We start from the raw sequence: 13,717 nt of genomic DNA on the forward strand, positions 1-13,717 counted from the left end.
GTTCGTATATCCGAAGTATTTCCACAAGAAGGGAGCTTTGTCGGCAGCCCGTCAGGGAGACAACGTGAACCCGAAGAAGGAATCTTCCGGTTGCCAGTTCTATATCGTCACCGGAAAGGTCTACAATGACTCTACCCTACTCAGCATGGAGCGACAGATGAACGAGAACAAAGTCAATGTTATTTTCAACACGCTGGCGCAGAAACATATGAAGGAAATCTACAAGATGCGTAAGGCGAACGACGAGAACGGACTCTACGACTTGCAGGAAAAACTGTTTGCCGAAGCACAAGAACAGGCTGCCAAGCAACCCGAATTCCGCTTTACCTCTGAGCAGATAGAAGCCTACACCACCGTAGGCGGCACTCCGCACCTGGATGGCGAGTACACCGTGTTCGGTGAAGTGACGGAAGGACTGGATGTGGTAGACAAGATACAGCAGGTGAAAACAGACCGCAGCGACCGTCCCGAAGAAGATGTGAAGATAATAAAAGCCACAATACTCGACTGAGAATGATATGAGAATCAACAAGCATATTCTTGACAATGGGTTACGGCTGGTGCATTCGCAGGACGAAAGCACGCAGATGGTGGCTCTTAATATATTATATAATGTAGGCGCGCGCGACGAGCATCCCGAATACACCGGCTTCGCACATCTGTTCGAGCATCTGATGTTCGGCGGTTCGGTCAACATTCCCGACTACGATACACCGCTCCAACTGGCGGGCGGAGAGAATAATGCTTGGACGAACAATGATATCACCAATTACTACCTCACTGTACCTCGTCAGAACGTGGAGACCGGCTTTTGGCTGGAGTCCGACCGTATGCTGAGCCTCGATTTCAGCGAACGGAGTCTGGAGGTACAGCGCGGTGTGGTCATGGAAGAGTTCAAGCAGCGTTGCCTGAACCAGCCTTACGGCGATGTGGGGCATCTGCTTCGTCCCTTAGCCTATCGGGCGCATCCCTATCAGTGGCCTACCATCGGAAAGGAGTTGTCGCACATAGCCAACGCTACATTGGAGGAGGTGAAATCTTTCTTCTTCCGCTTTTACGCTCCCAACAATGCGATTCTCTCCGTCACCGGCAACATCTCTTTTGAAGAAGCCGTGGAACTGACGGAAAAATGGTTCGGTCCCATTCCCCGCCGTGAAGTCCCCCTGCGGAATCTACCGCAAGAACCCCGGCAGGCGGAAGAACGGCGGCTGACGGTGGAGCGGAACGTTCCGCTCGACGCCCTCTTCATGGGTTTTCATATGTGCGACCATTCGCATCCCGATTACTACGCTTTTGATATTCTTTCGGATGTACTGTCCAACGGACGTTCCAGCCGGCTGAACCAGCGTCTTGTGCAGGAAAGGCAACTGTTTTCCAACATCGACGCCTATATCTCGGGCAGCATTGATGCGGGACTGTTCCATATTGCCGGAAAACCGGCGGCAGGTGTCTCTTTGGAACAGGCGGAGGCTGCCGTCCGCGAAGAGTTGGCTCGCTTGCAACAGGAAGCTGTCGATGCGCTGGAGTTGGAAAAGGTGAAGAATAAATTTGAGTCGACGCAGATATTCGGAAACATCAATTACCTGAACGTGGCAACCAATCTTGCCTGGTTCGAACTTCTGGGACGGGCGGAAAACTTGGAAAAAGAAGTAGAACGTTACCGTGCCGTCACGGCAGAGCAGTTGCAGGCGGTGGCACAGTCGGCCTTCCGGCGCGAGAACGGAGTTGTACTTTACTATAAAAGTAAATAAGGAATTTCAATCGGATGGAGAGACTATTTGATACATATAAAGACCATTACAAGGCACTGATTTCTCTCGGCCTGCCTATTGTCATCGGCCAGATAGGTGTGATTGTACTCGGTTTTGCCGACACACTGATGATTGGGCATCACAGCACGGCGGAATTGGGTGCCGCCTCTTTTGTGAACAATGTGTTCACCTTAGCGATTATCTTCAGCACCGGCTTTTCGTACGGGTTGACTCCCGTCGTAGGCGGACTGTACGGGCTTCATCAGTACGCCCCTGCCGGACAGGCATTGCGCAACAGTCTGCTGGCAAATCTGATGGTTGCCCTCCTGTTGACCCTCTGCATGACCGTGCTCTATCTGAATATAGAACATCTTGGGCAGCCCGACGAACTGATTCCTCTGATTAAACCCTACTACCTGGTATTACTTGCTTCGTTAGGCTTTGTCATGATTTTCAATGGCTTCAAGCAGTTTACAGACGGCATTACGGATACCAAAACCGCCATGTGGATATTGCTTGGTGGAAACGTGCTGAATATTATCGGCAACTATATCCTTATCTACGGCAAACTTGGATTTCCCGAACTCGGACTGTTGGGAGCAGGTGTCAGTACGTTGTTCTCACGTATGGTGATGGTGGTTGTATTTGTAGTCATCTTCGTGCGCAGTTCGCGTTTTGTCCGCTACAAGGTCGGCTTTCTACGGCTGGGATGGTCGCGTGCCGTCTTCGGCCGTTTGAACGGGCTGGGATGGCCCGTTGCCTTTCAGATGGGGATGGAGACAGCCTCTTTCAGTCTGAGTGCCATTATGATTGGGTGGCTGGGCACGATTGCATTGGCTTCGCATCAGGTGATGCTGGCTATTTCGCAATTCACCTTTATGATGTATTACGGGATGGGAGCTGCCGTTGCCGTCCGTGTCAGCAACTTCAACGGACAGAAAGACATTGTCAATGTACGCCGCTCCGCTTATGCCGGTTTTCACTTGATGATGACTTTGGGCGTGGTGCTTTCTTCCATCGTCTTTCTGTGCAGGAATCATTTGGGCGGTTGGTTTACCGACAGTCCGGAAGTGGCGGCTATGGCTACTTCGCTTATTTTCCCTTTCCTTGTCTATCAGTTTGGCGACGGGTTGCAGATTACGTTTGCCAACGCCTTGCGCGGAATATCGGATGTCAGGCTGATGATGCTCATTGCCTTTATCGCTTACTTCATCATTTCGCTTCCCGTAGGTTACTTTTGCGGTTTCGTTATGGAATGGGGGATAATAGGAGTGTGGATGGCGTTCCCCTTCGGGCTGACAAGTGCAGGCTTAATGCTTTGGTGGCGGTTCAACCGCATGACCAAAGCACCCGCTTCCCTCTTATGACATAACTGCCACGCTTAATAACCTCAAACCTCATGTCCTCCTACCGTTCCACCAAACTGAAAGTAACCGTCGGTTACATCCTTCTACTTGCGATGCTTCTCTTTTCGCTTCTGTTTGTGCATCGTGAGATGGAGAAACTCTCTGCTGCCGACAACCAGCAAAACCTGCACGCCGACAGCCTGCTGACATTGCTTCGTGCAAAAGACCGGAACACGCTTCAAATGCTTCGTGTGCTGAGCGATGCAAACGATAGTCTGCTTTCCGCTTCGGAGATTGAAGAAATCATTTCCGAACAAGACACTGTAATCACTCAACACCGTGTACAGCACCGGGTAATCACCAAGCGCGATTCTCTGTTGGCTCCCGTTAAGAAGAAAGGTTTTTTCAAGCGGTTGGCAGAAGCCTTCGTCCCTTCTCGTCACGACAGTGCCATGCTTGTCAATACCTCGCTGGAGGTGGCTACGGATACCATTTTAGAACCCGTTGCTTCCAAAGATTCCCTCCAGCAGAAGATTCGCCTGGCTACCGAGGAGAAACGCCTGCAACGGCGACGTACCATCCGGCGCACCCAAACCCGGTATCAGCGCATGAACACACAGTTGACGGCAAGAATGGACAGTCTTATCATGCAATATGAAGAGGAGACAACCCAGCGTGCCCGTGAGGATGCGGAGATGCAACGGAAGGTAAGAATGCGTTCGGCGCGCATCATTTCCGGGATAGCTGTTGGGGCTGTGTTGCTGTCTGCGCTCTTCTTGGTGTTGATTGTGCGAGACATTTCCGGCAGCAACCGCTATCGCCGTCAGTTGGAAGAAGCCAATAAACGGGCGGAAAATTTACTCGTGGCGCGCGAGAAACTGATGCTTGCCATCACTCACGACTTCAAAGCCCCTCTCGGTTCCATCATGGGATATATTGAACTGCTCTCCCGTCTCACTCAAGACGAACGGCAGCGTTTCTATCTGGACAACATGAAAGGCTCCTCGGAACATCTGCTGAAATTGGTCAGTGACCTGCTCGACTTCCACCGTCTCGACCTTAACAAAGCCGAAGTGAACCGTGTCACATTCAATCCCTCGCAGTTGTTCGATGAAATTCGTGTCAGCTTCGCACCGTTGACGGAGGCCAAATCATTGGCTTGGCAGTGTCGCATCGCTCCAGAACTGAATGCACGTTATATTAGTGACCCCTTGCGGCTCCGGCAAATCGTGAACAATCTTGTTACGAACGCCATCAAGTTCACGCAAAAAGGAGAAGTTACCCTCACGGCAGCCTACCATTCGTCCAAACTGACGATAGCCGTTGCTGACACCGGCAAAGGAATGGGTGCGGAGGACTGTGAACGTATTTTCCAGGAATTCACCCGTCTGTCCGGTGCACAGGGCGAAGAAGGATTCGGGTTGGGGCTGTCTATCGTGAAAAAACTGGTCGCTCTGCTCGATGGCACGATTGATGTGCAGAGCAAATTGGGCGAGGGGAGCTGCTTTACGGTAGTATTGCCGCTTTATCCGGTAGGCGAGGCTGTTGCGGAGAGCCAGGATACGTCGGCGCTTCCTGTTGCAGATGTTGTCGCTGCCGATACCGATGTCACTTCTTCGGCAAAATCCATCCGTGTGCTCTTGATTGACGATGATAATATCCAGCTCCGTCTCACGGCAGCCATGCTGAAACAGCACAATATAGAAGCCGTATGCTGCGAACAGCTCGAAGAACTGATTGAACAGCTCCGCACTTCCGTGTTCGACGTATTGCTGACCGACATACAGATGCCTGCCATCAACGGCTTCGACTTGATAAAACTGCTACGTGCTTCCAATATACCGCAGGCTAAGACCATCCCTGTAATTGCCGTGACGGCACGTAGCGAAATGGACAAAAACTCTTTGCAGGAGTATGGCTTTGCCGGATGTCTGCACAAGCCGTTTACAGTGAAAGAACTGCTGCTGACTGTGAATGGAAGCCGAACTCCCGAACTGAATTTCTCTGCACTCACCGCCTATTCGGAAGATGACCTGGAAGCAGCGCGCTCCATCCTTCACACTTTTGTTTGTGAGACCCGGAAGAGTGTAGCACAGATGCAACAGGCAATGACCGTCGGAGATGCGGACGGAATAGCTGCTGTGGCACATAAGATGCTGCCGCTTTTCATCCTGATTGGTGCCTCGAAAGCCGTTGCTTTGTTGAAAACTTTGGAGATGCAGCGCGGACAAGGTTTTTCGGAGATGGTGGGCAAGGACGTTGTAGCCGTGTGTGAAGAAATTGGGCAAGTGCTGGATAAGGCTGCAAGGCTGCTTGATGAGTCCGGACTGTCTGATGCAGAGTGTGTGTAGCTCATATATTTTATTTTACTGTCAACTTTTTCTCAAAATAAATTGTTTACTTTGTGTTACCTAATTTACATTCGCACATTTGCATGAAACGAAAACTGATACGATGGGTAAGTTGGATATTCCTTACCCCCATACTTCTCTTTGCGATACTGATGATATTGCTTTACGTCCCGCCCGTACAGAATCTTTTGCGTCGGGAAGTCACCGCTTATGCTTCCAAAGCTACTGGAATGCAGATTCAGGTGGATCGTATCGACCTTCGCTTTCCGCTCAATCTGTTGGTGCGTGGGGTAGAAGTTATCCAGCAGCCGGACACCCTCTTGTCTTTGGGCAGTCTGAATGTACGTGTGCAGGCTTGGCCGCTTATCAAGGGAAAAGTGGAAGTTGATGAAGTGGCACTGAGCCAGGTGACAGTCAACTCCGCCGATATGATAGAAGGTATGAGGGTGAAAGGCGTTTTAGGACGCTTCTTCCTTCAAAGTCACGGTGTTGACCTCTCTGACGAGACGGCAATCATCAACAGTGCCCAACTCTCGGACACCCACCTACAACTGCTGATGAGCGACACTACCGCTACCGAGAAAGACACCACTGCTTCCGCTCCGGTAAATTGGAAAGTAGACCTTCGCCAACTGAAACTGAAAAACGTATCTTTCTCCATGCAACTGCCTGCCGACACCTTGCGACTGGCAGCCCATATCGGCGAAGCCGCCATCGACAACGCCCGTGCAGACTTGAAAAACCAATTTTACGAACTGACGAAATTCCTGCTCTCCGGCTCCTCCGTCAGCTATGACACCGGAGCGTCGGAACCCACTCAAGGTTTCGACCCTTCTCACATCGCTCTCCGCGATGTCCGTATCCAACTCGACTCTCTCTGCTATAAAGGCAGGGATATGAATGCCGTTATCCGTGAGTTTGCCATGAACGAACGCTCCGGACTGAGCGTTACCTCGCTTACAGGAAGGGCTTACTCCAATGATTCTGTCATCTGTATCCCTGGCGTGAAGTTGCAAACTCCTCATTCGGAGATAGACCTGTCTGCCCATACCTATTGGAAACTGGTTACTATTCCCACTACGGGACGACTGTCTGCCAATCTCAAAGCCTATATCGGCAAAGAGGACGTCATGCTGTTTGCCGGCGGGCTGTCCGATAGCTTCAGAGAGAACTACCCCTTCCGGCCGCTCGTAGTCCGTGCCGGTACGGAAGGTAATCTGAAAGAAATGCAGATTTCACGTTTCACCGTCGACCTGCCGGGAGCCTTTTCCCTTGAAGGTGGCGGCCTACTGCGCAATCTGACGGACAGCATCACCCGTTCAGGCACGTTCGGGTTGAAGATGCGTACGCAGAACTTGAATTTCCTCACCGCCCTCTCCGGCGAAGCCCCTAATGGTACGATTGTTATCCCCGACAGTATGAGTATGGTGGCACAAGCGGACATCAAAGGTTCTGAATATAAACTCGATATGCAGTTGCGGGAAGGAATAGGAGCGATGAAACTGAACGCTGCACTCAATACAGCAACCGAAACCTATGCCGCCCGTCTGAAGGTAGACAACCTTCAGCTCCACGACTTTTTACCGAAAGATTCCATTTATGAACTTTCTCTCTCTGCCAATGCTCAGGGGCGTGGGCTTGACGTCATGTCCCGTCGTTCGTACGCTCGTCTTAATCTGTCGGTAGACCAGCTCCATTACGCCCGTTACCATCTTTCCAACGTCCAATTAGAGGGAAACTTGAAAAATGCATTGGCAGCAGCCACGCTGACCAGTGACAATCCTTTGTTGAAGATGACAACGCAAGGCGAATATAACTTGGCGCATCGCTATCCCGATGGCAAGGTGACGATGAATGTCTCCCATATTGACCTCCACGAACTGGGACTGATATCCGAACCGATGAAGCGCTCGCTCTTGTTCGACCTTACGGCAGAAGCCCGCCGGGAACTTGTTTCGGCGCATTTCACCTCCGGCGATATGGCGCTCGAACTCAAAGCTCGTTCCGGGGTCTATCCTTTGATTCGCCAGTCCACCCGCTTTGCCGATATTCTGATGAAGCAGATAGCAGACAAGGCGCTCGACCACGCTGAACTGCGCGAAGCGCTTCCCACTGCCGTCTTTTCTTTTACGGCGGGTAGAGAGAATCTGTTGGCAGACCTGCTTGCTGCCCGAAACATTGCTTATCGTGATGCATCTGTCAAGTTTGGTACTGCACCCGACTGGGGCATCAACGGTAGGGCGGCAGTGCACGCACTGAAAGTGGATACGTTGCAACTCGATACGGTATTCTTCACTGTCAAGCAAGACACGACACGGATGAAGCTGCGTGCCGGCGTTATAAACGGACCGAAGAATCCGCAATTCTCCTTCTCCACCGCTCTGACAGGAGAGATTCGCGACCGCGATGCGGAACTCACCATAGACTATAAGAACGCCAAAGGTGAGACCGGCATCCTGTTGGGTGTCAACGCCCGTCCGCTTACCGAAGGAAATGGTAAGGGAAACGGGCTTGCCTTCACGCTTACTCCCGAACAGCCTGTCCTTGCTTTCCGCAAGTTCCACTTTGACGAGAAGCACAACTGGATTTATCTCCACAAGAATATGCGCGTCTACGCCAATGTCGATATGCGCGACGACGAAGGAATGGGCTTCCGTGTGAGTTCGCTGCCGGGCGACACTGTTTCCTTACAGAACATTGATGTTGAGATACGCCGTGTCCGCTTGCAGGAAATCACGAGTGTACTGCCGTACCTGCCTGAGATAACCGGGCTTTTCTCGCTCGAAGCTCATTATATACAGACGGAAAAAGACTTGCAAGTATCGGCGGAAGCCTCCATCAACGAACTGACGTACGAACGCCAGCGTATCGGTGACGTGGCACTTGGCGCCACCTGGCTGCCGGGCGAGCAAGGCAAGCAATACCTTAGCGGATACCTCAACCACGACCAGGTGGAAGTGTTGCTGGCAGATGGTAAATTAGTACCTGCCCGAGCAGGCAAAGACAGCGTGGAGGTGAATGCTACATTGGAACATTTCCCGCTGAAAGTGGCAAATGCATTCATCCCCGACCAAATGGTTACTCTTTCGGGAGATATGGATGGCAACCTGCACATTACGGGTAGCACCGAACAACCGGTGATAAATGGTGAATTGCTGTTAGATAGTGTTGCAGCCCTTTCCCGCCAGTACGGGGTACGCTTTATGTTTGACAACCGCCCTGTGCAGATAAAGCACAACCGGTTGGAGTTCGATAAGTTTGCCATTTATACTACCTCCAAGAATCCGTTTACCATTGATGGCTATGTCGATTTCCGCAATATGAGCCGCCCGATGACAAATCTGCATATGCTGGCAGAGAACTACACCCTGCTTGATGCCAAGCGCACCCGTGAGAGCCTTGTCTACGGAAAGGTATTTGCCGATCTGCGGGCAACTGTCAAAGGTCCGTTGGACGGACTTAATATGCGTGGTAACATCAGCCTGCTTGGCAACACCGATGTGTCTTATGTCCTTACCGATTCACCGCTCACTGTACAAGATCGATTGGGCAGTTTAGTGACTTTTACCTCATTCAGTGATACTACTACCGTGGTGCGGCAGGAAGTGCCTGCTGTCTCCTTAGGCGGACTCGATATGATTATGATGGTGCACATCGACCCTTCTGTCCGGGTGAAAGTAGACTTAGATGCTGCCAATGACAATCGTATCGAACTGGAAGGTGGCGGCGACCTCTCCATGAAGTACACTCCGCAAGGTGACCTTTCACTGACCGGGCGCTATACCTTGAGCGGCGGACTGATGAAATACTCTTTGCCGGTGATTTTGGCGAAAGAGTTTGCCATCGATAATGGCAGTTACGTTGAATGGACGGGCAATCCGATGGACCCGATGCTGAACTTCAAGGCGACCGACCGCATCCGTGCTTCCGTCTCCGACGGCGACAACGGCAGCAGTCGTATGGTCAACTTTGATGTCTCTGTGGTAGTGAAGAACCGGCTCGACAATCTCTCATTTGCATTTGACGTGGCTGCTCCCGAAGACGCCACTGTGCAGAATGAACTTACAGCAATGGGCGCCGAAGAGCGGGGTAAGCAGGCATTGTACATCATGCTTATGAAAACTTATCTCGGAACAGGGCCTATCGGTGGAAGTGGCAACGCGCTCAGCAAACTGAACATGGGTTCTGCCCTGACTTCTGTCTTGAGCAGCCAGATAAATTCATTGATGGGTAACTTGAAGAATGCAAGTCTTTCGGTAGGCGTCGAAGACCACGATAACTCCGACACGGGCGGCAAGCGTACTGATTATAGTTTCCGCTATTCGCAACGCTTCTTCAACAACCGTTTCCAGATAGTTATCGGCGGCAAGGTGTCTACGGGTGACAATGTGACTAATAGTGCCGAATCCTTCATTGACAACATCTCTCTGGAGTATCGTCTGGATCGTACGGGAACCCGCTACATCCGTCTGTTTCACGACAAGAACTACGAGAGTGTGCTGGAAGGGGAGATTACTGAAACCGGAGTCGGTCTGGTGCTTCGCAAGAAGCTGGACAAACTCAGTGAATTGTTCATCTTTAAGAAAAAGAAATAAGCAGTATGAAAAGGATATACAGTAACATAACGGCAGTCGTCCTGACGGGCGGCCTATTGCTTTCGGGATGTTCGCTCACCAAGTATCTGCCCGAAGGCGAAGTGCTTTACACCGGAAGTAAAACGGTGGTGCAGAACAAGTCTGCCACCCCCGTGGGTGTCACTGCTCTCACCGAAGTGAAAGCGGCGTTGGATAAGACTCCCAGCACGCAAATCTTTGGCGGCTTTCCCATACCGTTCAAGATGTGGGCATACAACGCTTTCGTCAAGTATGAAAAGGGGCTTGGAAAGTGGATGTTCAACCGCTTTGCCGCCGATCCTCCTGTTTTCATCTCTACTGTCAACCCTGAGGTGCGTGTCAAGGTGGCTTCCAATCTGCTGCGCGACTACGGTTACTTCAACGGCAAGGTGTCTTACGAAACGAAAACCGATGAAAAAGACAGTCTGAAAGCGGAGCTTGTTTACACGGTAGACATGAAGAATCCTTATTTCATTGATACGGTATATTATCATCGCTTTACTCCGCAGACGTTGCAGATTATGGAACGCGGACGCCGGATGTCGTATATCAGTCCCGGCGAACAGTTTAACGTGGTCGACCTTGACGAAGAACGTTCCCGCATCAGTGCTCTTTTGCGTAATTGCGGATATTTCTATTTCCGTCCCGACTATATGACTTATCAGGCAGATACTACGCTCGTTTCCGGCGGGCACGTCAGCTTGCGGCTGATTCCTGTGCCCGGGCTGCCTGCTGCCGCCCAGCGGCCTTATTATGTGGGAAATGCTTCTGCCTACCTGTTTGGCAAGAATGGAGAAACTCCCACCGATAGTATACAGTATAAGAATCTCACTATTCATTATTATAAGAAATTGCAGGTTCGTCCTAAGATGCTTTATCGTTGGCTCAACTATCAGCAGTTTGTGCGGAATGCGCGGATGCGTGCTTCCAACCGTACCCGGCTCTATAGTCAGTACAGGCAGGAACAGGTACAGAGCAAACTGAGCCAGTTGGGTATTTTCAGTTATCTTGATATGCAGTATGCGCCCCGCGACACGACGGCGGCTTGTGATACGCTTGATGTGTCGGTGCAAGCTACCTTTGCCAAGCCTCTCGATGCCGAATTGGAACTGAATGTGGTGACGAAAAGCAACGATCAGACTGGTCCCGGTGCTTCGTTCGGCGTCACGAAGAACAATGTGTTCGGAGGGGGCGAAAGCTGGAATGTGAAGTTGAAAGGCTCTTACGAGTGGCAGACGGGCGGCGGCAACAAAAGTTCGCTGATGAATAGCTGGGAGATGGGGGTGTCTACGTCGCTCACGTTTCCTCGGGTGATGTTTCCGCGCTGGTCGAAGCGGGAGTTCGACTTTCCTGCCACTACTACTTTCCGACTGTATGCCGACCAGTTAAATCGGGCAAGATACTACAAACTATTGTCGTTTGGTGGAAACGCTACTTATGATTTTCAGCCTACGCGCACCAGCCGCCACAGCATCACGCCTTTCAAACTGACCTTTAATGTGTTGCAGCACCGTACCGCGGAGTTTGAGGAGATTGCTGCCGATAATCCGGCGTTGTATGTCAGTCTCGACAATCAGTTTATTCCGGCTATGGAGTATACATATACGTACGACAATACTTCGCTGCGACGTGTCAAGAATCCAATATGGTGGCAGTCTACTGTTACTTCTGCCGGTAATGTCACTTCTACTATTTACCGTGCTTTCGGTAAGCCTTATAAGGAAGAGGGCAAGAAACTGTTGGGGGCTCCGTTCTCGCAGTTTATGAAGTTCAACACGGAGTTCCGCTATTTGTGGAATATGGATGAGAATAATAAGATTGCTTATCGTACTGCTTTGGGGGCACTCTTCGCTTATGGCAATGCTACCATCGCTCCTTATAGCGAGCAGTTTTATGTGGGCGGCGCCAACAGCATCCGTGCATTTACGGTGCGCAGCATCGGTCCAGGCGGTTATCGCCCTAAAGATGGTAAGTTCTCTTATCTCGACCAGACGGGTACGTTCCGTTTTGAAACGAATGTGGAATACCGCTTCCGCATCTTCAACAGTATTTGGGGCGCTACTTTCTTGGATGCCGGCAACGTTTGGTTGCTACGTAAGGATGAGGCGCGTCCCGATTCGCAGCTTCGCTTGAAAACGTTCCCTAAGCAGATAGCTTTAGGAACGGGATTCGGTATCCGGTATGATATGGATATTCTTGTGTTCCGTCTTGACTTCGGAGTTCCCTTGCATCTGCCTTATGATACGGGAAAGAGGGGGTATTATAATGTGACGGGGGCTTTTGTGAAGAATTTGGGGATACATTTTGCGATTGGGTATCCGTTCTGATAATGTGTGCGTTCTTTCTTTGTCTTGAAACAAAGTTTCACTATATTTGCACCAAAATCTGATGCTACAGACATCACTAACCTTTTAATATTACACAATTTATGAAACCAACTTTATTCTTACTGGCAGCCGGTATGGGCAGCCGTTACGGAGGCTTGAAACAATTAGACGGTTTGGGCCCGAATGGCGAAACTATTATGGATTACTCCATCTACGATGCTATCAATGCCGGATTTGGTAAATTAGTATTTGTAATCCGCAAAGACTTTGAACAGGATTTCCGCGATAAAATCATTTCCAAATATGAAGGTCACATTCCTTGCGAACTGGTGTTCCAGTCGTTGGATGCGCTTCCCGAAGGTTTCACTTGTCCGGCAGACCGTACAAAACCCTGGGGAACGAATCACGCAGTAATGATGGGAGCCGATGTGATTAAAGAACCGTTTGCGGTAATCAATTGCGACGACTTCTACGGCCGCGACTCTTTCCAGGTGATGGGTAAATTCCTTTCTTCACTTCCCGAAGGAGCCAAGAATGTATATTCGATGGTAGGTTTCCGTGTAGGAAATACATTGAGTGAAAGTGGTACGGTATCTCGTGGTATTTGCAGCACCGACGACAAAGGACTGTTGACCTCTGTTGTGGAACGTACCAAGATACAGCGTATGGATGGCGAAGTGAAATACATCGACGACAACGGCGAATGGACTGCTACTCCAGACACTACTCCGGTCAGCATGAACTTCTGGGGTTTCACTCCCGACTACTTCGCTTACAGTAGCGAATTCTTCAAGTCTTTCCTTAGCGATCCGAAGAATATGGAGAACCTGAAAAGTGAATTCTTTATTCCTTTGATGGTGGATAAACTGATTAATGACGGAACGGCAACGGTAGAAGTGCTCGATACTACCAGCAAGTGGTTCGGCGTTACTTATCCGGAAGACCGTCAGAGCGTAGTGGACAAGATTCAGGTTTTGGTTGAGGCAGGTGAATATCCGGCTAAACTGTTCTAAATAGAATTTAGAAATAAATAAAAAAAGACATAGTTATGCGGAGTAAAGCATAGCTATGTCTTTTTTTTATATGTTTACTTTTCGTCAACCGGAAGATACTCCCCTTTGCCGAAATTCTTGTTCGGCTTGTATTTTAATAAATCCAATAGATTGTTCATTCTCTTTTTTTATTCTCTGAATGAGGTTGCTATAGCTTTATATTCAGTGACTTACAGCGCATATGTCTCCTGCGTGTTGGACATATATGCGCTGTAAGTAGGATATATAGATGCTGGACGCAGGACATATATGCCGTGCAAGTAGGACATATATGCGC

Annotated in this window: 7 protein-coding genes; all 7 read left to right on the forward strand. The window is 50.2% G+C overall.

All coding sequences use genetic code 11. From position 1 onward, the window contains the following. A partial coding sequence (locus tag QZ331_RS11060) for a peptidylprolyl isomerase (RefSeq protein ID WP_294630216.1) occupies positions 1 to 511 on the forward strand: 511 nt, incomplete at its 5' end. Between the two features lie 7 nt (positions 512 to 518). Beyond that, positions 519 to 1,751 carry a pitrilysin family protein gene (locus tag QZ331_RS11065; protein ID WP_294630217.1) on the forward strand — a complete coding sequence of 411 codons (1,233 nt, stop codon included), beginning with the start codon at positions 519 to 521 and terminating at the stop codon, positions 1,749 to 1,751. Between the two features lie 14 nt (positions 1,752 to 1,765). Beyond that, on the forward strand, positions 1,766 to 3,118 hold the full coding sequence (locus tag QZ331_RS11070) for an MATE family efflux transporter (RefSeq protein ID WP_294630218.1): 1,353 nt from the start codon (positions 1,766 to 1,768) through the stop codon (positions 3,116 to 3,118). Positions 3,119 to 3,150: 32 nt separating this feature from the next. Next, positions 3,151 to 5,448 (forward strand): ATP-binding protein, encoded by a 2,298-nt coding sequence (locus QZ331_RS11075; RefSeq protein ID WP_294630219.1) that lies wholly within the window; start codon positions 3,151 to 3,153, stop codon positions 5,446 to 5,448. A gap of 83 nt (positions 5,449 to 5,531) precedes the next feature. Further along, complete coding sequence (locus tag QZ331_RS11080; protein WP_294630220.1) at positions 5,532 to 10,043, forward strand: translocation/assembly module TamB domain-containing protein; 4,512 nt, start codon at positions 5,532 to 5,534, stop codon at positions 10,041 to 10,043. Positions 10,044 to 10,048: 5 nt separating this feature from the next. Further along, positions 10,049 to 12,388, forward strand: coding sequence for a BamA/TamA family outer membrane protein (locus QZ331_RS11085; protein ID WP_294630221.1), 2,340 nt, complete (start codon positions 10,049 to 10,051; stop codon positions 12,386 to 12,388). 101 nt (positions 12,389 to 12,489) lie between these two features. Beyond that, positions 12,490 to 13,401, forward strand: a complete 912-nt coding sequence (locus QZ331_RS11090; protein WP_294630222.1) for a nucleotidyltransferase — start codon at positions 12,490 to 12,492, stop codon at positions 13,399 to 13,401. The last annotated feature ends 316 nt before the right edge of the window (positions 13,402 to 13,717 follow it).

Origin of the sequence: uncultured Bacteroides sp. (genome assembly GCF_910586915.1) — a bacterium.
Taxonomy (GTDB): Bacteria; Bacteroidota; Bacteroidia; order Bacteroidales; family Bacteroidaceae; genus Bacteroides.